This window comes from Actinomyces sp. oral taxon 849 str. F0330, assembly GCF_000239715.1.
GTDB classification, from domain to species: Bacteria; Actinomycetota; Actinomycetes; order Actinomycetales; family Actinomycetaceae; genus Actinomyces; species Actinomyces johnsonii.
The window spans coordinates 248,459-270,639 of record NZ_JH470350.1; the positions used below are offsets into that span (position 1 = coordinate 248,459).

The 22,181-nt window shown below is 68.5% G+C and carries 20 protein-coding genes and 1 pseudogene; 1 reads left to right on the forward strand and 20 read right to left on the reverse strand.

What is annotated here, in order from left to right; genetic code table 11:
- Window positions 1–2: 2 nt before the first annotated feature.
- Window positions 3–875, reverse strand: coding sequence for a MerR family transcriptional regulator (locus HMPREF0975_RS04975; protein WP_009233051.1), 873 nt, complete (start codon window positions 873–875; stop codon window positions 3–5).
- Between the two features lie 174 nt (window positions 876–1,049).
- Here HMPREF0975_RS04975 and HMPREF0975_RS04980 point away from each other — a divergent pair, with 174 nt between their 5' ends.
- Complete coding sequence (locus tag HMPREF0975_RS04980) at window positions 1,050–1,685, forward strand: hypothetical protein (RefSeq protein WP_009233052.1); 636 nt, start codon at window positions 1,050–1,052, stop codon at window positions 1,683–1,685.
- A 9-nt stretch (window positions 1,686–1,694) separates the two neighbouring features.
- On the opposite strand, the gene HMPREF0975_RS04985 is transcribed toward HMPREF0975_RS04980, so the two are convergent.
- From HMPREF0975_RS04985 to thrS, 19 genes and pseudogenes are all read right to left on the reverse strand, one after another.
- The gene (locus tag HMPREF0975_RS04985; RefSeq protein WP_009233053.1) at window positions 1,695–4,022 is read right to left on the reverse strand and encodes a RelA/SpoT family protein; all 2,328 of its coding nucleotides are present in this window, start codon (window positions 4,020–4,022) and stop codon (window positions 1,695–1,697) included.
- Between the two features lie 70 nt (window positions 4,023–4,092).
- The gene (locus tag HMPREF0975_RS04990) at window positions 4,093–4,653 is read right to left on the reverse strand and encodes an adenine phosphoribosyltransferase (RefSeq protein ID WP_009233054.1); all 561 of its coding nucleotides are present in this window, start codon (window positions 4,651–4,653) and stop codon (window positions 4,093–4,095) included.
- Complete coding sequence (gene secF / locus HMPREF0975_RS04995; protein WP_009233055.1) at window positions 4,650–5,753, reverse strand: protein translocase subunit SecF; 1,104 nt, start codon at window positions 5,751–5,753, stop codon at window positions 4,650–4,652. The genes HMPREF0975_RS04990 and secF overlap by 4 nt, the downstream gene beginning before the upstream one ends.
- The gene (secD, locus tag HMPREF0975_RS05000) at window positions 5,750–7,852 is read right to left on the reverse strand and encodes a protein translocase subunit SecD (protein ID WP_009233056.1); all 2,103 of its coding nucleotides are present in this window, start codon (window positions 7,850–7,852) and stop codon (window positions 5,750–5,752) included. The genes secF and secD overlap by 4 nt, the downstream gene beginning before the upstream one ends.
- Window positions 7,853–8,092: 240 nt before the next feature.
- The gene (gene yajC / locus HMPREF0975_RS05005) at window positions 8,093–8,455 is read right to left on the reverse strand and encodes a preprotein translocase subunit YajC (protein WP_009233057.1); all 363 of its coding nucleotides are present in this window, start codon (window positions 8,453–8,455) and stop codon (window positions 8,093–8,095) included.
- A gap of 174 nt (window positions 8,456–8,629) precedes the next feature.
- The gene (gene ruvB / locus HMPREF0975_RS05010) at window positions 8,630–9,661 is read right to left on the reverse strand and encodes a Holliday junction branch migration DNA helicase RuvB (protein WP_034473094.1); all 1,032 of its coding nucleotides are present in this window, start codon (window positions 9,659–9,661) and stop codon (window positions 8,630–8,632) included.
- Window position 9,662: 1 nt separating this feature from the next.
- Window positions 9,663–10,319 carry a Holliday junction branch migration protein RuvA gene (gene ruvA, locus HMPREF0975_RS05015; protein WP_009233059.1) on the reverse strand — a complete coding sequence of 219 codons (657 nt, stop codon included), beginning with the start codon at window positions 10,317–10,319 and terminating at the stop codon, window positions 9,663–9,665.
- A gap of 116 nt (window positions 10,320–10,435) precedes the next feature.
- Entirely contained in the window at window positions 10,436–11,041 is a 606-nt protein-coding gene (locus HMPREF0975_RS05020; protein WP_197274147.1) for a crossover junction endodeoxyribonuclease RuvC, read from the reverse strand.
- Window positions 11,042–11,111: 70 nt separating this feature from the next.
- Entirely contained in the window at window positions 11,112–11,876 is a 765-nt protein-coding gene (locus HMPREF0975_RS05025) for a YebC/PmpR family DNA-binding transcriptional regulator (RefSeq protein ID WP_009233061.1), read from the reverse strand.
- Between the two features lie 45 nt (window positions 11,877–11,921).
- Window positions 11,922–12,659 carry a pyridoxal 5'-phosphate synthase glutaminase subunit PdxT gene (gene pdxT, locus HMPREF0975_RS05030; protein WP_009233062.1) on the reverse strand — a complete coding sequence of 246 codons (738 nt, stop codon included), beginning with the start codon at window positions 12,657–12,659 and terminating at the stop codon, window positions 11,922–11,924.
- Complete coding sequence (locus tag HMPREF0975_RS05035) at window positions 12,656–13,402, reverse strand: NUDIX hydrolase (RefSeq protein ID WP_009233063.1); 747 nt, start codon at window positions 13,400–13,402, stop codon at window positions 12,656–12,658. Before HMPREF0975_RS05035 ends, pdxT begins: the two co-directional genes overlap by 4 nt.
- Complete coding sequence (gene pdxS / locus HMPREF0975_RS05040) at window positions 13,399–14,301, reverse strand: pyridoxal 5'-phosphate synthase lyase subunit PdxS (RefSeq protein ID WP_009233064.1); 903 nt, start codon at window positions 14,299–14,301, stop codon at window positions 13,399–13,401. The genes HMPREF0975_RS05035 and pdxS overlap by 4 nt, the downstream gene beginning before the upstream one ends.
- A 160-nt stretch (window positions 14,302–14,461) precedes the next feature.
- On the reverse strand, window positions 14,462–15,745 hold the full coding sequence (locus HMPREF0975_RS05045) for a PrsW family intramembrane metalloprotease (RefSeq protein ID WP_009233065.1): 1,284 nt from the start codon (window positions 15,743–15,745) through the stop codon (window positions 14,462–14,464).
- A 4-nt stretch (window positions 15,746–15,749) separates the two neighbouring features.
- Window positions 15,750–16,487, reverse strand: a complete 738-nt coding sequence (locus HMPREF0975_RS05050) for a hypothetical protein (protein WP_009233066.1) — start codon at window positions 16,485–16,487, stop codon at window positions 15,750–15,752.
- An 83-nt stretch (window positions 16,488–16,570) separates the two neighbouring features.
- Window positions 16,571–17,752 carry a glycosyltransferase family 4 protein gene (locus HMPREF0975_RS05055; protein ID WP_049939451.1) on the reverse strand — a complete coding sequence of 394 codons (1,182 nt, stop codon included), beginning with the start codon at window positions 17,750–17,752 and terminating at the stop codon, window positions 16,571–16,573.
- Window positions 17,749–18,736 (reverse strand): annotated as a pseudogene (locus tag HMPREF0975_RS05060) (phosphatidylinositol mannoside acyltransferase). Before HMPREF0975_RS05060 ends, HMPREF0975_RS05055 begins: the two are co-directional and overlap by 4 nt.
- A complete protein-coding gene (pgsA, locus tag HMPREF0975_RS05065; RefSeq protein WP_009233068.1) occupies window positions 18,733–19,368 on the reverse strand; it encodes a phosphatidylinositol phosphate synthase in 636 nt (211 codons plus the stop codon). Before pgsA ends, HMPREF0975_RS05060 begins: the two are co-directional and overlap by 4 nt.
- Before the next feature lie 110 nt (window positions 19,369–19,478).
- Window positions 19,479–20,081, reverse strand: a complete 603-nt coding sequence (locus HMPREF0975_RS05070; RefSeq protein WP_009233069.1) for an HIT family protein — start codon at window positions 20,079–20,081, stop codon at window positions 19,479–19,481.
- Entirely contained in the window at window positions 20,071–22,125 is a 2,055-nt protein-coding gene (gene thrS, locus HMPREF0975_RS05075) for a threonine--tRNA ligase (protein ID WP_009233070.1), read from the reverse strand. The genes HMPREF0975_RS05070 and thrS overlap by 11 nt, the downstream gene beginning before the upstream one ends.
- Window positions 22,126–22,181 lie beyond the last annotated feature (56 nt).

Below are 22,181 nucleotides of genomic sequence, written 5' to 3' on the forward strand. Positions count from 1 at the left end.
TGCTACTCCCAGGTGGCGGTCGCGGGGTCCACTCCTTCAGACCTGGCGCCGGCGTCGATAACGTCCTTGAGCCAGGCCGCCAGCCCTGGCGCGCGTTTGTCGTAGTACCGGGCGAAGCGTTCGTCCGCCACGTAGCCGCGGGCGATGAGCACCTGCTTGGAGATGGAGACCTCGAACCACCGGTTGAAGTCCTTGCGATGCCACCGCGCCAGGGCATTGGCCTCGGGGCTGCCCGGCTCGACGCCGCTGCGCATCGCCTCGGCCAGTGCGGTTTCCAGGGCTACCGTCTCCTCGTGCGCCCGTTCCCAGTCGGCGCGCGTCATCCGGGCCTTACGCCGGTAGGACTCTGCCCAGTCCTCAGTGTCACCCCACCGGGCCTGAGCCTCCTCAACATAGACAGGATCCCAGTCGGTCCCCCAGATCTCCGCCATCTCAGCTACAGAGATCCTCGCTCCAGACTGATGGATCTCCATCACCATGTCGATCGAGCTGAGCATCTGCTGCAGGTGGGAGATCTGTCCTTGCACCAGCTCACGCTGACGGCGCAGGTGCGTCATGGCATCCGTCTCCGGCTCGTCAAGGACCGTCTTGATGTCGGCCAAGTTCATGCCGGTCTGCCGGTAGACGAGGACCTGCTGGATGCGCATGATGTCTGCCTCGCAGTAGAGCCGGTAGCCGGCGGCACTGCGTCGAGATGGATGCACCAGACCGGTCTCGTCCCAGTGGTGCAGCGCCCTGACGCTGATGCCCAGGAGCATTGAAACCTCACCGACCGTCATGGCGATGTCCGCGTCGTCGGACACGGCGTCGACCGCGGTGTCGGCTGCTATATCGCGCCTCCCGGCTCCGTCATGACGCTGTTGAGATTCCTTCACTGTGTCTCCTTCCTCAGCAGCGTCTGCTCCGCTGGTAGGTGTCCTGGCGCGTGTCGTCCACCTTGATGCCTCTCGCCGCGTGAGGGGCGGCAATTCCTCGCACACATGACAAGGTTATCCACAGGCGGCCAGTTCACTGTGGCGCCGGAGGCCAAGAGACGTCCACGATGGAATATGACTCGTTTCGTTCCGGTACCGGGTCACGCCGCCGTGGCTCATCTGTCGGCCCGTCCCCTCTCCCCCGTCCTGGGCGCGCTTCCGCCCCAGGACATGGAGGTGCTGCGGTGCGCGGGACTGGACTCCCGGCTGCTGGTCTGCGTTCTGGGAAGACCGCAACCGGTCGATCTTCTTCGCTCCAAGGAGGGGCGCCTGCGAGCCATTACCGCCGCTCTGCCCTGCAAGGGCGTGCTCCTGGCGAGCACCGCCCTGTGGGTGCATGTCGGCGGACCGCCCCCCGACACCTTGGAGGTGTGTCTGCCCGGGGGTCGCCGAAGCCGGATGTCATACCTGGTGACCAGGCGGGGCAGACTGCCCCGCTCCGACACCACCGTGATCAACGGCGTCCCCTGCGCCACCATCGCGCGAGCAGCCGTCGACGTCGCCCGCCTGGGGCCGCCGGTGGCCGCCGTCCAGGCCATCATGACCGCCCGCGATCACGGGGTCAGCCAAGTTCGACTGCTGCTGACACTCAACCACTGCCAAGGGGCGGCCAGCCGGGGGCGTCCACGGGCGCAGCACATCATCGAGGCGGTCATGTCCGGCGCGTCATACTCAGCGGCCACCCCGCCGGTGCTCGGGACAGGCGCCTGAACCCGGGTGTCAACTGGAGCGCCGGGCTGCGGACAGGCTCCTACGCGCCTCGAAGACGCCGTCGATGCGCCGCAGGGCCGCCAGCGTATGGTCCAGGTGGCCGACCTCCGCCAACTCGACGACGAACCGCCCGGTGACGACCCGGTCGCGGCTGGTCGCGATGTTCGCGCTGACGAGGTTGACGTGGCTGTCCGCCAGTGCCCGGGTGACATCGGCGAGCAGCCCTCCGCGGTCGAGAGCCTCCACCTCCACCTGCACCAGGTAGGCGGACTGGGCGTGGTCCGCCCAGGAGACGGTGATGAGCCGCTCGGGCTCGCGCTGGAGCTGGTCGACGTTCTGGCAGTCCGCCCGGTGCACCGAGACGCCCGAGCCCCTGGTAATGAATCCGACGATGGGGTCGCCCGGCATGGGGGTGCAGCATCGCGCCAGTTTGACGTAGATGTCGCCCTCCTCCATGCCGGCGACGACGACTCCGGCGTCGGCCGTGCGCGGACGCCGGTGCGCCGTCGCCCGGGTGGGGAGGACCCCCTCTGCGAGGGTCTCCTCGGCGCCGTCCTCCCCGCCCATGGTGGCCACGAGGGTGTCCACGACGTGCTGGGCGGAGACGTGCCCCTCTCCCACGGCCGCGTAGAGGCCGTCGATGTCGACCTTGTCGAGGGTCTTGGCCACGTTCATGAGGGTCTCGTGGCTCATGAGGCGCTGAATCGGCAGGTTCTGCTTGCGCAGAGTACGGGCGATGGCGCCCTTGCCCTCCTCGATGGCCTCCTCACGGCGCTCCTTGGAGAACCAGGAGCGGATCTTGTTGCGGGCGCGCGTGGAACCGACGAAAGTGAGCCAGTCGCGCGAGGGACCGGCGTTGATGGCCTTGGAGGTGAAGACCTCGACCGTGTCGCCGTTCTCCAGGCGCGTGTCCAGGGGCACCAGGCGGCCGTTGACACGCGCGCCCACCGTGCGGTGACCGACCTCGGTGTGGACGGCGTAGGCGAAGTCCACCGGGGTCACCCCCGCGGGCAGGGCCAGGACATCGCCCTTGGGGGTGAAGACGTAGACCTGGTCCCCGGCCATCTCGTAGCGCAGGGCGTCGAGGAACTCGGAGGGATCCTGGGTCTCCTTCTGCCAGTCGACCAGCTGTCGCAGCCAGCCCATGTCTCCCTGGTCGGAGTCGCCGGGCCTGCCGCCCAGGGCGCTGGGACCCGAGGCATTGGGGTCCTCCTTGTAGCGCCAGTGCGCGGCCACGCCGTACTCAGCCATTCGGTGCATCTCGTGAGTGCGGATCTGGATCTCCACCGGTTTACCGCCCGGCCCCACGACCGTGGTGTGCAGTGATTGGTAGAGGTTGAACTTGGGGACGGCGATGTAGTCCTTGAAGCGCCCGCTCATGGGTGTCCAGCGCGAGTGCAGGGAGCCGAGCACCGCGTAGCAGTCCTGGACGGTGTCGACGATGACCCGCACCGCCACCAGGTCGTAGATGTCGTCGAAGTCCTTACCCCGTACGATCATCTTCTGGTAGATCGAGTAGTAGTGCTTGGGTCTGCCGGTGACGGCCCCTTTGATCTTGTTGACCCGCAGGTCTTCCTCGATCTGGAGGCGCACCTGGCGCAGGTACTCTTCACGCGCCGGGGCACGCTCGGCGACCATATGCTCGATCTCCTCGTACACGCCCGGATAGAGGGCCTTGAAGGAGCGGTCCTCCAGCTCCCACTTGATCGTATTCATTCCCAGGCGGTGAGCCAGAGGCGCGTAGATCTCCAGGGTCTCCTTGGCCTTGCGGGCGGCGTTCTGAGCGGAGACGTACTTCCAGGTGCGGGCGTTATGGAGGCGGTCGCCGAGCTTGATGACCAGGACCCGGATGTCCTTGGACATCGCGATGATCATCTTGCGCACGGTCTCGGCCTGGGCGGCCTCACCGTACTGGAGCTTGTCGAGCTTGGTGACGCCGTCGACGAGCAGGGTGATCTCGTCACCGAAGTCTGCCCGCAGGCGGTCAAGGGTGTAGTCGGTGTCCTCCACCGTGTCGTGCAGGACGGCGGCGGCCAGAGTCTGGGCCGTCATGCCGAGCTCGGCCAGGATCGTCGCCACCGCCACCGGGTGGGTGATGTAGGGTTCCCCGGACTTGCGTCGTTGGCCGGCGTGGGCCTTCTCGGCGACTTCGTAGGCACGCACGATGAGGCTCGTGTCCGCCTTGGGATGATTGGCGCGCACGGCGCGCAGCAGTGGCTCGATGGCCGCCGGCGTGGAGTGTCCACGGGAACCGAACCAGGCCAGACGGCTGCGCACGCGCGAGCCGGGGACAACGCTGTCACCTGACGTGCCTGGGCTGCTCTTCGTCTCCGTCATTGACGCATCATATAGCGGCCCGTGCCCCGAGGCCCGCCACGGTCACCGACATTCGTGCGATGTCGCTATTTCAGAAGACGACGATCGAGTCGACCTCGCGCTCCTGAAGCTGACGCCGGCCACCAAGGTCAGCCAGCTCCAGGAGCATGCAGATGGCCTCCACCGTGGCGCCGGCCTGCTCGATGAGGGAGATGGAGGCCGCGGCCGTCCCCCCGGTGGCCAGGACGTCGTCGATCACCAGGACGCGTGATCCCCGGGTGACGGTCTCGGGGCGCAGTTCCATGCGGGCCGAACCGTACTCGAGGGCGTAGTCGACACCGATGACCGGGCCGGGGAGCTTGCCGCCCTTGCGCACGGTGATCATCCCGATGCCGAGCCTGACCGCGAGGGGCGCCGCCAGGATGAAGCCGCGCGACTCCAGCCCCGCTACAGCGTCGATCCGACCGCGGTAGTGGTCGGCAAGCCCGTCGACGAGTTCGGCGAAGGCCGCTCCGTCCGCCAGCAACGGGGTGATGTCCCGAAAGAGGACCCCGGGCTCGGGGAAGTCGGGGATCTCCCGCAAGTGGCTCACGACCAGCCTGGTCAGGGACTCGGGCACCGTCTCGGAGTGCGCCGCGGAGGTGGTCGTCATCTGCGCTTCTTCTTCCTCTTGGGCTGAGCCGCCACACCGAGATGGTGGCCGGGGGTGACAGGCGAGGCGGCAGGGGCCGCGTCAATCTTAGCCAGTTCCTCGACATCGTCGCCCGCCTCCTCGCGGCGCTGCTGACGCGCCGCGGCGACCTTGTCGGCCTGATCCTTGATGGCCTTCTCGCGCGAGCGCAGATCCACCAGCAGCGGGGTGGCCAGGAAGATCGAGGAAAGGGTACCGGCGATCATGCCGATGAACAGGGTCAGGGCGATGTCGCGCAGAGTCCCTGCCCCCAGGATGAAGGCGCCGACGACCAGCAGTGAGGCAACCGGGAGCACACCGACCACAGAGGTGTTGATCGAGCGGATGAAGGTCTGGTTGACCGCCAGGTTCGCGAGCTCGGCATAGGTGGATCGGCTCTGAGCCTCGAAGCCGTCGGTGTTCTCACGGATCTTGTCGAAGACCACCACCGTGTCGTAGAGGGAGTACCCCAGGATCGTCAGCACACCGATGATCGTGGCCGGAGTGACCTCGAAACCGGACAGGGCGTATACGCCCACTGTGACGACGATGTCGTGGCACAAGGCCAGCAGGGCCGCCACGGCCATCTTCCAGGTTCTGAAGTATGCCCAGATGAGCAGACCGACGAAGATGAAGAACAGGACCAGGCCGCGGGCGGCCTTCTTGGTGACGTCGGATGACCAGGTCGGCCCCACGGTCGTGGCCGACACGTTGGAGGCGTCGGTCTTATAGGCGGTGGCGAGTTCGCCCGCCAGCGAGTCGAGGCGTTCCTTGCTCAGCTGGCTGGTCTGGACCCGCACCGAGGACGAGCCCATGGTCGTCACCGAGGATCCGGCCGTCATGTCCTCCTTGGACAGCACCTCATTGGCGGGGCGCTCCGAGGGCGAGGACAGACCCGTCACGGTGATCTCCGAACCGCCTTTGAAATCGATTCCCGGCGTGAGTCCCACCAAGGCCAGGAGTGCGGCCGAGCCCGCGATGACGACGACGGCGATGAGGTACCAGATCCGGCGTTTACCGACGAAGGGAATGGACGTCTTGGCCGAGTAGAGCTCGTTACCGAGCGTCGCGAGAGACTTCACTTCGTCTCACCATCCTTTCCGCTGTCGGCCGTGACATCGACCGCGTCATCCTCCTCCTGCTCGGCCGCCTCATCGACGGCGTCGTCCGCAGCCTTCTCCGGGTTCTCGGCGGCCCTGCGGGCCTCGGCCTTGCGACGCGCCAAGGAACCCGCCACGCGGTCGGCGATGGCCTCGCGCCCCTTGCCGTAGGTGGACGAGGAAGTGGCCCCGAGGTGCTCGGGATCGAGTCCCGAGAGCCGGTGCCCCTCGCCGAAGAAGCGGAAGCGGACGATCCACTCCATGAACGGGTGGGTGAAGAAGATGATGATGGCCAGGTCCACGCAGGTGGTCACTCCCAGGGTGAAGGCGAAGCCCTGGACTCCGCCGACGGCGAGGAAGTAGAGCACGACCGCGGCCACGAGGTTGACGGCGTCGGAGACGAGGATCGTGCGTCTGGCGTGCTTCCATCCCTCATCGATCGCCGTCTTGAGGGTCCGTCCCTGACGCACCTCATCGCGGACGCGCTCGAAGTAGATGATGAAGGAGTCGACCGTGATACCGATGGAGATGATGAGTCCGGCCACGCCAGCCAGGGACAGGCGGTAGCCCATGGAGGCGCTCAGCGCCGCGATGACCAGGTAGGTGCCCGCTGCGGCCACCACCAGCGAGGCCACCGCCACCACCGCCAGGCCTCGGTACTGCCAGGCGAGGTAGAGGATGATGAGTCCGAACCCGATCAGTCCGGCGATCAGGCCGTTGCGCAGCTGCTCGGTACCCAGAGTGGCGGAGATCTGCTGCTCGGACTGGACCGTGAAGCTCAGCGGCAGCGAGCCGAAGGAGAGCTGATTGGCCAGCGTGTTGGCCTGGTTCTGGTTGAAACCGCCTGTGATCTGGACGCGGCCGTCAGTGATCGGCGAGTGGACGTCCGAGTTGAAGCCTGAGGCCATGATGGTCAGACCGTCCAGAACGATGGCGAACTGGGCCTTGGCCTGGCTGTCCTGGTTCTGAGCGCCTTGAGCCCCCTGGGCGCCGGCGGCGGTCGCCTGGTCGCGGTAGGCCAGCAGCCGCTTGGACAGCTCGGAGAACTTCTTGGTGCCGTCGGGGTTGAAGGCCAGTGAGACGATCCACTTGTTAGTCGTCTGTCCCCGCGAATCGGTCTCCAGACCGGAGTTGGCGCTCTTGAGCTCGGTGCCAGTGATGTCGGCGGGACCCAGGATGTAGGCGCCGTGCTGCTGCGATCCGGCGTCCTTGGAGCAGGAGATGACGGCGACCTTGGGGTCCTGCGTCTGACCCGTGAGGTTCTTCGGGTCGGAGCAGTCGGTCATGTAACCGTCGTAGAGGAGCTGCTCGGTGATCCAGGAGTCGGAGGAGTTGTCCTGGGAGGTGGCGGGCAGCGGGTCGGAGGAGATGACGCCGTCCTGGTTGACGTCCGCCAGCCGCTTGGCGATCTCCTCCGGAGTCTTGGGCTGCTCCGTGCTCTGGGCGGTGGGTTGCGAGGTGGCGGCGGGCTCTTGGGCGGCAGCGCCGTCCTGCCCCTCCTGGCCAGCCGTCTGCCCGCCCTCGCTCGAGCCGCCCTCGGTGTCTGCGGAGTCCTCGGCCGGCTGGGTGGCCTCTTGGCCGGCGTTCGGGTCGGGCTGGGCCTGGGCGGTGGGCTGATCCGCGGGGGCGGGTGTTGCAGCGGCGGAGGGGTTCTGGCTGGCGATGTTCTTCGCCGCCTGCTGGGCACTGCCCGGCAGAATGCGGATGACCGGCCGGAAGTACATGACAGCGGAGGTGCGCACCAGCTCCAAGGTTGCCTGGCTGGGCTTTCCGGGCAGCGAGACCACGATGTTCTGCCCGCCCTGACGAGAGATCTGGGCCTCGGAGACGCCGGAGGCGTCCACGCGCTGACGGATCACCTCGATGGCCTGCTCAACATCGTTGTCGCTGATCGCCGATCCGTCCGACGTCGTGGGCGTCAGAATGATCTGGGTACCGCCCTCGAGGTCGAGGGCGAGCCCGGGCGTCAGCGACGCCTTGTGTCTCATGGTTCCCACCACCAGTGCGCCGAAACCGATGATGATGACGAGGACGAACATCAGGAGGCGGCGCCCGGGCCGCATTCGCTGCTTGCTGGACACGTGGTCCCTTCCTGGGTGGGGTGTGTTCGGGCGCGCGGCCCGAAGGCGAAGATGGGGGTGTATGTGTGCTGCTGAGCACCGCGGTGGTATGGGCCGGGCTTGGTGCACTCAGCGCGGGAGGATGATGCCGCTCGGCTGAGCCGGGCCCGCAAAGGGCCATGACGCGCGGTGGAGCCGGCGCCATCGGCTCGTCGAATCGCGACTTGCCGATCCGGGTGCCCTGCGCCGGCCGGCGAGATATCAGGGATGCGGCTCGGCCGCGTCCTGCTCGGACTCGCGAGCACCGTCGTCCTGCTCGGCGTCGTCGTCCTCAGGTTCCACCTGAGCACTGGCCGAGCCGAAGGGGGGCTCCTCGATGGCGGCGATGGCCCGCTTGCTCCACAGGGTCTCGTCGCCCAAGGGCGTGGCCAGGGTGACCACGTCGCCGTCGACCTCCACGACCGTGCCGTAGAAGCCGCCGATGGTGCGCACCCAGTTGCCGGGCACCAGGCCCTTCTCGGTGCGGCGCTGCTGCTCCTCCTGCATCGCGCGCTGCCTACGACTGACGAACCACATCATCAGGAGCATCCCGATGAGTAGGATCCAGAGGAAATGCTGCGGCATGGAGGCTTCTCCGTTTCGACTAGGCAGTCTCGGTTGATGCGGACCCACGACTGACACAGGCCGGCGGTGGCGAGTCTAAGACACGTAGGCAAGAGCGTTACCTACCACTGGCGAGTGATCGGGCACAACTGGGTACCAACCGGTCACGAAATGATGACAGTACCCGGCGGCCAATCAGAAGAACAATGCTCCATCTGTAGGAGGCTCGAGGCCCAGGTGGGTATAGGCCGCCGCAGTGGCCGCCCTTCCCCGCGGGGTGCGCACTACCAGACCCTCACGCACCAGATAGGGCTCGGCCACGGTCTCGACGGTCTCCGGCTCCTCCCCCACGCTGACCGCCAGCGTCGTCAGTCCCACGGGTCCGCCCCCGAAGCGGGTGCACAGGGCGTCGAGCACCTGGCGGTCCAGTCGGTCCAGCCCCAGGGCGTCGACCTCGAAGACATCCAGGGCGCCGCGGGCGGCCGTCAGGTCGAGGTGGCCGGGCCGCCCGTGAACCTCCGCCCAGTCCTGAACCCGGCGCAGCAGCCGGTTGGCGATACGGGGCGTGCCGCGCGAGCGCGAGGCCAGCTCCTTGGCGGCGTCCGCATCCAGGTTCACCCCCAGCAGGCCCGCGCTGCGCGCGAGGATCCGGGTGAGCTCGCCGGGCCCGTAGTAGTCCAGGTGCCCGGTGAATCCGAAACGGTCCCTCAGCGGAGCGGGCAGGAGGCCCGCCCGGGTGGTGGCGCCCACGACGGTGAAGGGCGGCAGGGACAGGGGAATGGAGGTGGCTCCCGGCCCTTTGCCCACGACGATGTCGACGCGGAAATCCTCCATCGCCAGGTAGAGCATCTCCTCGGCGGTGCGGGCCAGTCGGTGGATCTCGTCGATGAACAGCACGTCCCCCTCCTCCAGGGAGGACAGGATGGCGGCAAGGTCACCGGCGTGCTGGATGGCGGGTCCCGAGGTCAGGCGCAGGGAACCGTCCACCTCGGCGGCGATGATCATGGCCAGGGTGGTCTTTCCCAGCCCGGGGGGTCCGGAGAGCAGAACGTGGTCGGCCGTCACGCCGCGAGCCAGGGCGGAGCGCAGGACCACCGAGAGCTGGCCGCGCACCACCTCCTGGCCGGTGAAGTCCTCCAAGCGCTTGGGCCGCAGGGCTGCTTCGGCGGCCCGCTCGGTGGCATCGGCGCCGCCGCCGACCAGGCGCCCCCCGCGGTCCTCGTCCATCTCAGCCACGGTGCCCACCTCCCAGCCATCTCAAGGAGGCCCGCAGCAGAACGGCCGTATCGGGGCTCTCGCCGGCCTCGGCGTAATCCGCCTCGACGGTGGCAACGGCCTGGCGGGCGCCGGCCTCATTCCAGCCCAGCTGGACCAGGGCCGCTACGACGTCGGCATTGGGCGCAGTATCGTCGGCGGAGGTCTCGAGGGCTTCGTCGCCTGCGGCCCTCAGACCGAGCGGCGGGGCATCGTGGTCGTCTCCGGTGACGGGCCCGAGCCTGTCCGCCACGTCCAGGATGACGCGCTGGGCGCCCTTGGGCCCGAGCCCGGGAACCCTGGTGAGGGCCGCGACGTCCTGAGAGGCGATGGCGCGTCTGAGCGAGTTGGGGGTATGGACGGACAGCATCGCCAGCGCCAGCTTGGCCCCCACCCCTTTGGCGCTCATAAGCGTACGGAAGCTGTCGCGCTCGTCAGCGTCGGCGAACCCGAACAGCGTCAGCGAGTCCTCGCGGACGACCATGTCGGTGTGAATGAGGGTCTCCTCGCCAACCCTGAGGCCGGACAGCGTCGTGGGCGTGGCCTGGATGCTCATGCCGACACCGCCGGTCTCGATGACGGCACCGGTCAGACCGACACTGAGGACAGTGCCGCGCAGCGAGGCGATCATGGGCAGCTTCTCCTGGACGTTCTCAGAGAGTCGGCCGGACTCGGGCGGACTCAGACATACGGGAATGCGACTCGAACAACTGTTCGCATCCTAGCAGCCCTTCGTCGCCGACGCCGTCAGCGCCGCATCCGCCGCGGGTCGACGGCGCCGGTCCGACGGGCGGCGGCCTGGGCAGCGGCCCACTGACGCTGAGCAGGAGTGCGTGCGGAGACGCGCACCGCTCCCCCTGCGGAGACCATCTCGGTGGCGTCGTCCGTCCCCGTTCCGCCACCGCGCCAGCCGTGGCAGATCGCCTGGGCGAGAGCGTCGGCGGCATCGGCCGGCCGGGGCGGCGCGTCGAGACCGAGGATGCGGGTGACCATGGCCTGGACCTGGGCCTTGTCCGCAGTTCCCGAACCGGTGACGGCGGCCTTGGCCTCACTGGGGGTGTGCTGGGCGACCTCCAGTCCCGCGCGCGCCGCGGCGGCCATGGCGGTGCCCATGACCTGGGCGACCCCAATGACGGAGCGCAGATTGTCCTGGGCGAAGACCCGTTCGATGGAGACCACCGAGGGCCCCAGGCGGGCGATCCAGTCCTCGATGGCCTCGGTGATGGTCAGCAGCCGCAGCTCGGGGCTCTGCGAGGGCGGGGTGCGCACGACGCCGACCTCCACCAGGCGGGCCCGGCGACGGGGATCGACGTCGACGCATCCCAGACCGCAGCGGGTGAGCCCGGGGTCGATCCCCAGGACCCGCTGCTGGGCGACGACGGCGTGAGCCGATCGCGCCCGCGAGCCGGTGGTGCTCAGGGGCTCAGTCCTCGTCGGTGGCGAATTCGGCGGCGACCTCGGGGCTGAGGTCCACGGAGGTGTAGACGTTCTGGACGTCGTCGGAGTCCTCCAGCGCGTCGATGAGGCGGAAGACCTTGCGCGCGCCGTCGACGTCGACCTCAACCTTGGTGCCGGCGACGAACTGGACTTCGGCGGAGTCGTAGTCCATGCCGGCGTCCGTCAGAGCGGTGCGCACGGCGACGATGTCACCGGGCTCGGAGTAGATCTCGAAGGACTCCCCCATGTCCTCGACCTCCTCGGCTCCGGCGTCCAGAACGGCCATGAGAATGGAGTCCTCATCCACGCCGTCGGCCTTGGCGACCTCGACGACGCCCTTGCGGGTGAAGTTGTAGGCCACCGATCCGGGATCGGCCAGGTTGCCGCCGTTGCGGGAAAAGGCCACGCGCACGTCGGAGGCGGCCCGGTTGCGGTTGTCCGTGAGGCACTCGACAAGGAAGGCGACGCCGCCGGGGCCGTAGCCCTCGTACATGATGGTCTGCCAGTCGGCGCCGCCGGCCTCCTCACCGCTGCCCCGTTTGACGGCGCGGGTGATGTTGTCGGCCGGGACGGAGTTCTTCTTGGCCTTCTGGATGGCGTCGAACAGGGTGGGGTTGCCGGTCGGGTCACCGCCGCCGGTGCGGGCGGCGACCTCAATGTTCTTGATGAGGCGCGCGAAGAGCTTGCCGCGCTTGGCGTCGATGGCGGCCTTCTTGTGCTTGGTGGTGGCCCACTTGGAGTGACCCGACATATGTGCTCCTTGGGAGTCGATGATGAGGGCGCAGCCAGGCGGTACTCAGACCCGGCGCGTCACCATGGAGACGAAGACGTCGTGGACCCGATGGTCGCCTCCGACCTCCGGGTGGAAGGACGTGGCGAGCAGGGCACCTTGACGAACCGCGACGATCCTACCGCCGTCGACACCTCTGACCCCAGCCGCTCGTCCCGCGCGGGTCGTGGCGAGAATCTCGACGCCTTGGCCCACCTCCTCCACCCAGGGGGCCCGGATGAAGACGGCGTGCAGGGGCTGGTCCCGCCCCGCGCCCAGCGCCGGGGCGATGAGGTCCTCTTCGTAGGAGTCGATCTGGCGTCCGAAGGCATTGCGGCGCACGGTCATGTCGATGCCGCCCAGGAAGGCCTGGCCCTCCTGCGCCCCCTCGACCCGATCGGCCAGCATGATCATCCCGGCGCACGATCCGTAGGCGGGCAGACCCGCACCGATCAGCGTGCGCAGGGGCTCAAGCATGGCGAAGGAGGTCAGCAGAGTGCTCATCGTCGTCGACTCCCCACCAGGGATCACCAGGCCGTCGAGCCGGTCGCCGGGGGTGCTGCCCAGGTCGGCGGCGCGGCGTACGACGACGGGGCGCGCGCCCGCCGCCTCGAGGGCCAGACAGTGCTCGCGCACGTCGCCCTGGAGCGCCAGGACACCGATCGTGGGGCGGGAGTCGGCGGGCGCGGGTGCGGGGAAGAGCGCCCGTGGATGGCGCGCGTCCATCGTGTGGGCCAGGCGGTGGGAGCGGTTCGGGCTAGTCATCTGCAGCCTTGGGCGGGTTGGGACGGAACGTTTGGGCGGGAGACGGTGAGCTCGGTCAGGATGTCGGCGTCCATCGGATCGGTGAAGTCGATCGGCTCGCCGCTCCAGCCGGCGGCCAGCTCCTCCGCGAGCGCGGGCAGGCGCACCGGGTAGATCTCCCGGCCCGACTCCTGGGCGACCCGCAAATCATGGGGGCTCCACCACGCGATGGAGTCGACGACGTCGCGCTCCAGGTCGGTCCAGCTCTCCCTGTCGACGGGGCACCTGGCGGGCAGGCGCAGGAGGAAGAAGATCTCGTCCTGTCGGCAGGTGACGGTGGCGAAGCGGAAGACCGCCTCCCGGTGGGCGACGGGACCCTCGAGATCTGAGGGAGCGACGTCGATCCCGGACTCCTCGGCCAGTTCGCGCACGGCTCCGGCGCGCGGGTCCTCGCCGGGTCGGAGCCCGCCTCCCGGAGTGAAGACCCAGGTGTGATCCGGGTCGGCGGCGTCGTGACCTACCAGAAGCAGCATGTCCGCCTTCCGGGTGACGACCAGGACCCGCGCGGCCGTCCTGAAGGGCAGGCCGTCGCCTCCCAGACTCCACTCGGAGGCGTTGAGGTACTGGTCCCAGTCCTCGGGGACCAGTACCGGGTGACGGCCGTCGGAGGTCAGCCGTCCGGGGACCGCAGGAGTGCCCGCTCCGTCAGTGCGCTCGGTGCGGCGATCGGTGGCGCGATCGATACTGCCCGGTGCGCCAGTCACCAGCCGCGTTCCGCCAGACGGTGGGGTTCAGGCAGCTCGTCGACGTTGATCCCGACCATGGCCTCCCCCAGGCCGCGCGAGACCTCGGCGATGACGTCGGGGGCGTCGAACTGGGCGGTGGCGCGCACGATGGCGGCGGCGCGCTTGGCGGGATCTCCGGACTTGAAGATGCCCGAGCCCACGAATACGCCCTCAGCGCCCATCTGCATCATCATGGCGGCGTCGGCCGGGGTGGCGATGCCACCGGCGGTGAACAGGACGACGGGCAGGTGCCCGGTGCGGGCGACCTCGGCGACGAGCTCGTAGGGGGCGGCCAGTTCCTTGGCGGCCATGTAGAGCTCGTCCTGGGGCAATGAGGTCAGGCGACGGATTTCGTCGCGGATCGTGCGCATGTGGGTCACGGCGTTGGAGACGTCCCCGGTACCGGCCTCCCCCTTGGAGCGGATCATGGCCGCGCCCTCGGTGATGCGTCGCAGCGCCTCGCCCAGGTTGGTGGCCCCGCAGACGAAGGGGACGGTGAAGGACTGCTTGTCGATGTGGTGGGCGTAGTCGGCGGGGGTGAGGACCTCGGACTCGTCGATGTAGTCCACGCCAAGGCTCTCGAGCACCTGGGCCTCCACGAAGTGGCCGATGCGGGCCTTGGCCATGACCGGGATGGAGACCGCCTCGATGATGCCCGTGATGAGGTCAGGGTCGCTCATGCGGGCCACGCCTCCCTGGGCGCGGATGTCGGCGGGGACGCGCTCGAGGGCCATGACGGCGACCGCTCCCGCGTCCTGGGCGATCCGGGCCTGCTCGGGGGTGACGACGTCCATGATGACGCCGCCTTTGAGCATGTCCGCCATGCCGCGCTTGACGGTGAGGGTGCCGGTGCTGGGGGTGGTCTGCTCTGTGCTCAATCGTGGTCCTCGGTTCGTGGGCCGTCGTCATCCGCGCCGGGGCGGGGCCGACGGCTCCGTGAAAAGATGCTGACACTGCGCATGCTACTCCTCGGTCCGCAGGCGGCCCGAGACGCTCGTGCTGTGAGACCCGGACCGTCTGCGGGCGCCTTCACGGCTCCTACTCGGCGCCGATGAAGGTGCGGCGCGCCGAGGTGATGCGGTCGAGCAGCTCGGTCTCCCTGATGGAGAAATCGCCTTGGGCGTGGCCGTCCACGGCCTGCTGACGCAGCTGTGCGAGCTCTGCGGAGCTCTTCTGGAAGACCCTCATCGCGTATGCCGCCTGCGGCCCCCGGGTGGTGGCCCAGCGTTTGCCCGCCTTCCGCCCTCCGCCTGTGGTGAGCATCTGGACCTCGGCCGGTGCGAACCAGCCTGCGCGGGCGTAGTCGTCGAGCCTGTTGCGCATGGTCATGCGTTCGGCCCAGCGCAGCCACGCCACGATCCCCATGCAGACGATGAAGATCGGAAGGCTCACCAGGATGAACATCGCGAAGGGGTTTCCGCTGGCTGCGATGACTCCGTTCCAGATGGCGTGGAGGGTGATCGCGCAGACCAGGCCGATCGGGGTCATCCAGACCCAGGCCGCCGGCGAACGGCGCCTTGCGGACATGCCGATTGCTAACCCCGTGCAGGCGGTGAAGGTCACGTGGGCGAAGGGCGAGAACAGGCCCCTGACGATGAAGATACTGGTGATGGAGTCCCAGAACCTGATGAAATAGCCGATGTTCTCGGCGAAGGCGAAGCCTGCAGCGATGACGGAGGCGTAAACGAGCCCGTCGACGGCCCCGTTGAAGGTACGTCTCCAGATGAGGAAGATGATGAGGACGCCGAGCCCCTTGGTGGTCTCCTCGATGAGCGGCGCCGAGACCACGGCCGAGATCTGGAAGGCCCCTTCCAGGCTGAGCGTCGACTCGGCCGCGGCGTAGAGCACCGTGGTGTTGACCAGCATGGAGATGGCGGTGGCCACACCGGCCCCCCATAGGAAGGCGACGATAAGAGTGGGAAGCGGCTCGGGCTCCCAGCGGTCGATCCAGAACACGACGACGAGCACGAGCCCCAGGGGGACGAGCGCCAGGAGAATCGCCGTGGACAGCACGGAGGAGTCCGAGGCCGACTGGGAGGCGATCCAGATGACGCCGATCATGAGGACGGCGCCGAATAGTGCGAGAACCAGACGTGCGATGAACTCGCCCGTTCTTCTCGCGGAGTGCGGACCTGGGCGGGTCCAGGCAGGCACGGCCTGCGGACCGGCTTGTCCCTCCGGAGCGAAGGGCGCGCTCTCCCGGTGGACCTGGTAGCGCTGTCCCGTCCCGGGAAGCGCGCTGGGAGCCGTGGAGGGCTGGGGCAGTCCGTTTGAGCGATGGTATCCGGGGCGGGGTGCCCAGGGGCTGGGAGTCGTACTCATCAGTTCACCTCGATTGCGCCTGGTCGTCGTGGGCCGGCTGCACCTCGGGGGTGGTGTCGTCGTCGGCGTCGAAGGTCTGGGGCATGGGGGCGCGCCCGGCCAGATGACACACTCGGACGAGCAGTCTGCCCCGTAATGCCTGGGCCTCGCTGACATGGGTATTGTGGAACCTGCGTGCCAGGACCAGGCGGGAGCAGGCCCGGTCGAGTCGGCCGAGCGCGGGCGCGCTCAACGGGTCCTCGGTGAGATCTCGGCGGGCGGACTCGCAGACCACCGTGCGCAGGACCCGGCTGAGGTCGGACTCGATGAGGGCCCGACTGCGGGTGGTCGGCGTGACGCCGCCGGCAGCGCCGTTGACGGGCGCGGCGTCGAGGCGCGGAGAGGGGTCCAGGCCGTCGTCGACGATGGGACCCTCGGCGTCCAGCGCCTCGCGGGCGGCCTGTGCTAATAGCAGGCTGGAGGCCGGGTCCAGGGCACGGGTGGTGGCCAGGTCCGCTGCAGCCTCGGCCCGGTGGACGAGCTGGGCCTCCAGAGTCGCCCGTGAGCCCAGGACCTGACGGTGCAGTCGGTCCACTCTCACCGCCCTGACGTACAGGGCCCATCCGATGACTGCGGCCAGTCCGACGAGCAGCACGACGACGCTCCACACCGGCACCGTTGCGGCAGGCGTCGTGGAGGACTGCGCCGCGAGGGCCGCAGTCGTGCCTGCGGGCAGGCCGATCGCTTCTGTCATGGCTGTCATTGTCGGTCCTTCATCACTCCTGAGATGGTCTTCGCCGGTCGTCATCGTTCGTCCGTCGCACGATCCCGCGCCCGCCGCGGATGCTAGTCGTCCAGGGCGTCGCGCAGTCGGCCCAGCATCGTACGTGAACCGGGCGCCGGCGCCACCCGGGTGTGGGCGGTGGACAGGGCCATGTCGTAGACGTCGAGGACCTGGTCGGTGACCGTGGACCAGTCATATCGCCCGACGACCTGGGAGGCTGCCTCCTGACGGGCCTGAGCGGCTGGGGCGTCCTGCAGGGTATCGATGATGACCCGGGCCAGGTCCTCCCCATCCTCGTTGCGGAACAGCGCCCCGTAGCGGCCTTCGGCGAGTACGTCTGAGAAGGCCTTGAGGTCGGAGGCGATGACCCGGGTGCCCGCGGCCATGGCCTCCACCAGGACGATGCCGAAGGACTCCCCACCGGTCTGCGGGGCCACGTAGCAGGTGGCCGAGGCCAGCATGGCGGCCTTGTCCTGATCGCTGACTCCCCCCAGGAAGACCACTGAGTCGCCGAAGCGGGCGAGCTCGTCGCGGATCTCCTGGGCCTGCCCGCGGCCGGCGATGAGGAAGCGGGCGCCCGGAACGGACGTCAGCACCGTGGGGATGGCGTCGGCCAGGACCCGCAGCCCCTTTCGGGGCTCGTCGAGGCGTCCCAGGAAGGAGATGGTGGGGGCGTCGTCCGTTCCCAGGAACCGGGGGTCGTCCTTGGGCGCGTTGGAGAAGGGGGAGACATTGACCCCATTGGGGATGACGACGGCGTCGCCGCCGTGGTACTGGATGAGGGTGCGTCGGGCCTCCTCCGAGACGGCGATGCGGGCGGAGAGTTTCTCCATGAGCGGCACCGTCGCCGGGCTCAGCAGCTCGCGGGTGAGCGAGCGGTCCATGGCTGCATGGAAGGTGCCCACGATCGGGCCGCCGGCGGCCTGGAGGGTCAGCATTCCGACACTGGGTGTGATGGGCTCGTGGATGTGGAGGATGTCGAAGTCACCGGCCTCCAGCCAGCGCCTGGCCCGCCTGGCGACGAGTGCACCGAAGTTGAGCCGCGCCACCGAGCCGTTGTAGGGGATGGCTATGGAGTCCCCGGCGCTGGTCACCCAGTCCGGCAGGTCGGTGTCCTGAGAGGCGGGCGCCAGGACTTGGACTTCGTGCCCTCGCCGGAAGAGCTCACCGGCCAGGTCCATGACGTGGACTTGGACGCCTCCGTGAGCGTCGAGGGAATAGGGGCAGACGATGCCGATCCTCATGGGTGCTCCTGCTGCTCGCGGGCGTGGCTGCGGGCAAGGCGGTCCTGGTCCAGGTCCGCATCGAAGACGGGTTGAAGCATGTGCCAGTCCGCCGCGTGCTCGGCGATCGACGGTCCCAGCTCGGCGACCCAGGCGCGGGTGTGCGCCACGACCCGCTCGCGTCCCTTCGGCCCCTGCGGTGCCGGGACAGGGCTGGCGGTCAGGACGAGTCCCCACGGCGAGGCCGCCCGACGACGGCGCTCGCCCGACAGGGGCGTCGTAGTGGATCGATACGGCGTACAGGGGGAGGTCCAGGCGCTGTGCGATCGCCGCGGGCCCGGCCGCCACTCGGGCGGTGGCCCCGCCTAGCTGCGCGGTGATTCCGGCTGATGACAGGTCCCGGTCGGCCAGCAGGGCGATGACGTAGTGGCCTTGGCCCGCAGTCTCAAGGAGACGGTCGAAGACCTTTTCCCCGTGGGCCTGGCCGATGATCCGCATCCCCAGTCCCTCCCGGAAGGCGACGAACTGGTCGAAGAGGTCGTCGGGCTCGAGGCGCTCGGCGACGGTCAGGACGGTGGCGAGCTCGCGGCAGGCCCAGGCGCCGACGAGGTCCCAATTGCCCATGTGCGGCAGCGCCATGACGATGCTGCCGGCGCGTACGTCGTCATAGAGCTGAGGGTCGACGTCGGCACGTACGCGGGCGAGTACCTGGTCCTGGGTCATTCCGGGCAGGGCGAAGGCCTCGTAGAAGTAGCGCATGTATGAGCGCATCCCCGCGCGTGACGTCCGGTGGAGCGAGCGCGGTGGCGTTCCCGGGGGAAGGATGCGGGACAGGTTGCGCTCGAGCTGTCCGACACCGGTGGTGGTGCGCCGGAGGCGGTGCCATGCCCACAGGGCGTCTGCGACCGTGTGCGCCAGACCGTATCCCAAGGGCGCGGGCAGGCGGCGCGTACCGCGCCAGGCCAGGCGGTAGGCGTCGGAAACCGTGGGCAGGCGCATCCTCATGCGGGCTCGCCCGCCTTCAGTAGTGTCTGCTGGTAGACGGTCCATACGCGCTGAACCACGGTGATGAAGGAGGCGATCGCCACGTAGATGAGTGCGCCGGCGAGTAACCACTGCGGCGCTCCCAGTCCCACGATGAAGGTGGCGCCGAGGGCCACGAGGAGCCGGTCGGTGCGCTCGGCGATCCCCACCTTGGCGGTGGCTCCGATGGACTCGGCCCGCGCCCGGACGTAGGGGACGGTGGCGCCCAGGACGATCGCCGCCAGAGCGGCGACCACCGTAACGGCGCGAAGCGTGCCGGCCGGCATGGTCAGTGCGGCCCAGGCCGCCAGGGAGCCCAGGACGGCGCCGTCGGCCAGACGGTCCATGGTGGAGTCGAGGAAGGCGCCGAAGACCGAGCTCTCACCGGTGGCGCGGGCCAGGATGCCGTCGAAGGAGTCCGCCGCTAGTACCACGAGCAGGACGAGCGGCCCGGCCACGAAGTGTCCTCGGGGCAGCAGGGTGACCGCCGCCGTCACCGACAGGACCGTCCCGGTGACGGTGAGCATGTTGGGAGTCACCCCGAGCCGGCCGAGCGCCAGCGCGGGGCGGGTGAACAGGGCCTTGGTCAAACCGCGGCCGTGGTTGCCGAGCATGGGGTCCTTAGATCTCGGGTGACGGAGTCAGGGAGACGATCGTTGAGACGCGCTGGGACGGGCACTGATGCGCTCAGCATGACGGTGATCGTCGAAGCGGGCCAGGGGTATCAGTCCCCAGGCTCCTGAACATGGATGGCCCAGGCGGAGGCGAGCATGTCCCGCTGCTCGCCGAGCAGCTGGGGCACGGGTTTGCTCCGCCCGATGATGGGCATGAAGTTGGCGTCTCCCTTCCAGCGCGGCACGATGTGCTGGTGGAGGTGTGCGGCGATCCCCGCGCCGGCCACCTCGCCCTGGTTCATGCCCAGGTTGAAGCCGTGGGGGTGACTCACCGAGCGCACGACGCTCATGGCCGTGGCGGTCAGCTCGCCGATCTCCTCCCTTTCGGCCACGGTGGCCTCGGTCCAGTCGGAGATGTGCCGGTAGGGGCACACCAGCAGGTGGCCGGTGTTGTAGGGGTAGAGGTTCATGATGACGTAGCCGGTCCGCCCCCGGTGGACGATGAGCGACTCCTCGTCGCCGCGTTCCGGTCCCGTGCAGAAGGGGCACTGGGCGGGGGTGTTGTCCGAGGGCTTGTTCTGGCCTCCGATGTAGACCATGCGGTGCGGGGTCCACAGGCGCTGGAAGGCCTGCGGAGCGCCCTCGTGGTAGAAAGGCGCTTCGGCCTGAACATTGTTTCCGACAGTCGCGTCGTCAGTCGTCTCACCTGTCACTGTGCAGCTTCTCCCCCGCCGAGTCGTTGATACGGGCGTCGATGACGCCGACGATGTGCGCCACGGCCTCCTTGACGGGCACGCCGTTGGTCTGCTCGCCGTCGCGGAACCGGAAGGAGACAGCACCGGCCTCGGCGTCCTCTCCACCGGCGATGAGGGTGAAGGGGATCTTGTCCTTGGAGGCGTTGCGGATCTTCTTGCCGAAGCGGTCGTCGGAGTGGTCCACCTCGACGCGCACCCCCCGGGTGCGTAGCTGAGCGGCGACGTCGTCGACGTAGGCGTCGAAGGCCTCGGCGACGGGGATGAGGCGGACCTGCACCGGGGAGAGCCAGGCGGGAAAGGCGCCCGCGTAGTGTTCGGTGAGCACCCCGATGAAGCGCTCCACGCTGCCCAATTTGGCCGAGTGGATCATGATGGGGCGCTGGTGGGTGCCGTCGGCGGCCGTGTACTCCAGGTCGAAGCGCTCGGGCTGGTTGAAGTCGTACTGGATGGTGGACATCTGCCAGGTCCGGCCGATCGCGTCCTTGACCTGCACCGAGACCTTGGGGCCGTAGAAGGCGGCGCCGCCGGGGTCAGGGACGACTTCGAGCCCGGAGGCGTCGCAGGCGTCCTGAAGGGCCTGCGTGGCGGCGGCCCAGTCGGCGTCGGAGCCGATGAACTTGTCTTTCTTGGCGCCGTCCTCGTCGCGGGTGGACAGCTCGAGGTAGAAATCGGTCAGTCCGAAGGCCTTGAGGATGGACAGGAAGAAGTCGATCTGAGCGCGGATCTCCTCACCGGCCTGCTCAGGGGTGCAGTAGGTGTGCGAGTCGTCCTGGGTGAAGCCGCGCATGCGGGTCAGCCCGTGGACGACGCCAGACTTCTCGTAGCGATAGTCGTGCCCCATCTCGAAGAAGCGCAGCGGCAGCTCGCGGTAGGAGCGGCCCCGGGAGCGGAAGATGAGGTTGTGCATCGGGCAGTTCATGGCCTTGAGGTAGTACTCCTGGCCCGCCTTGGTGATGTTGCCCTGTCCGTCGCGCTCCTCGTCGGCGAGCATTGGCGGGAACATGGTGTCGGCGTAGTAGGGCAGGTGACCCGAGGTGTGGAAGAGCCCGCCCTTGGAGATCTCGGGGGTGTGGACGAAGTCGAAGCCGTAATCCATGTGGCGATCGACGACGTACTGCTCGATCTGGTGGCGCAGCATGGCGCCCTTGGGGTGGAAGACCACCAGGCCGGGGCCGATCTCCTCGGGAAAGGAGTAGAGGTCGAGCTCAGCGCCGAGCTTGCGGTGGTCGCGCCTGGCGGCCTCGGCCAGACGGGTCTGATAGGCCTTGAGGTCGTCCTTGCTGGCCCAGGCGGTGCCGTAGATGCGCTGGAGGGAGTCGCCGGACTGGTCGCCCTTCCAGTAGGCCGATGAGGACTTGGTCAGTGCGAAGCCCTGCCCGATCAGACGGGTCGAGGGCAGGTGGGGGCCACGGCACAGGTCCGTCCAGGCGAGGCTCCCGTCGCGCCGGACGTTGTCGTACATGGTCAGCCCTCCGGCACCGACCTCGACCGAGGCGCCCTCGGCGCCCGCGCCCTTGGTGGTGATGAGCTCGAGCTTGTAGGGCTGGTCCGCCAGCTCCTCGCGCCCCTCGGCCTCGGTGATGTCGCGGCGCACGAAGCGCTGCCCCTCCTTGACGATCCGCTTCATGCGCTTCTCGATCTCGCGCAGCATCTCGGGGGTGACGGCGTCGATGGCGCCGAAGTCGTAGTAGAAGCCGTCAGTGATGAAGGGGCCGATGCCGAGATCGACCCCCGGGAACATCTCCTGAACGGCCTGCGCCATGACGTGGGTGGCACTGTGGCGCAGGATGTTCAGGCCGTCCTCGCTGGACAGGGTGATGGGCTCGACGACGGCGCCTGCCGGGACCTGGCGGTCCAGGTCCCAGGGCTCGCCGTTGACGCGCATCGCGACGACGCCGTCCTTCTTGACGGCGTCCTGCAGGAGGAGCGTTCCCGTGGTGCCCGCCTCGATGGTGCGCGGTGCGCCGTCGAGGGTGATATCGATCGTGGGCTTGTCTGACACGGGCTCGTCTCCTCTTGCATCGGTATGGGGCGCTGTACTGGTGCACCCCGGTTCGG

Excerpts from the sequence above, each read along its gene's own strand:
- HMPREF0975_RS05045 (WP_009233065.1), bottom strand. The coding sequence starts at position 15,745 with ATGAGTACGACTCCCAGCCCCTGGGCACCCCGCCCCGGATACCATCGC.
- pdxT (WP_009233062.1), bottom strand. The coding sequence starts at position 12,659 with ATGACTAGCCCGAACCGCTCCCACCGCCTGGCCCACACGATGGACGCG.
- HMPREF0975_RS05025 (WP_009233061.1), bottom strand. The coding sequence starts at position 11,876 with ATGTCGGGTCACTCCAAGTGGGCCACCACCAAGCACAAGAAGGCCGCC.
- ruvB (WP_034473094.1), bottom strand. The coding sequence starts at position 9,661 with ATGGACGAGGACCGCGGGGGGCGCCTGGTCGGCGGCGGCGCCGATGCC.
- ruvA (WP_009233059.1), bottom strand. The coding sequence starts at position 10,319 with ATGATCGCCTCGCTGCGCGGCACTGTCCTCAGTGTCGGTCTGACCGGT.
- HMPREF0975_RS05055 (WP_049939451.1), bottom strand. The coding sequence starts at position 17,752 with ATGAGGATCGGCATCGTCTGCCCCTATTCCCTCGACGCTCACGGAGGC.
- HMPREF0975_RS05050 (WP_009233066.1), bottom strand. The coding sequence starts at position 16,487 with ATGACAGCCATGACAGAAGCGATCGGCCTGCCCGCAGGCACGACTGCG.
- pgsA (WP_009233068.1), bottom strand. The coding sequence starts at position 19,368 with ATGCTCGGCAACCACGGCCGCGGTTTGACCAAGGCCCTGTTCACCCGC.
- HMPREF0975_RS04980 (WP_009233052.1), top strand. The coding sequence starts at position 1,050 with ATGACTCGTTTCGTTCCGGTACCGGGTCACGCCGCCGTGGCTCATCTG.
- HMPREF0975_RS04990 (WP_009233054.1), bottom strand. The coding sequence starts at position 4,653 with ATGACGACCACCTCCGCGGCGCACTCCGAGACGGTGCCCGAGTCCCTG.
- yajC (WP_009233057.1), bottom strand. The coding sequence starts at position 8,455 with ATGCCGCAGCATTTCCTCTGGATCCTACTCATCGGGATGCTCCTGATG.
- HMPREF0975_RS04985 (WP_009233053.1), bottom strand. The coding sequence starts at position 4,022 with ATGACGGAGACGAAGAGCAGCCCAGGCACGTCAGGTGACAGCGTTGTC.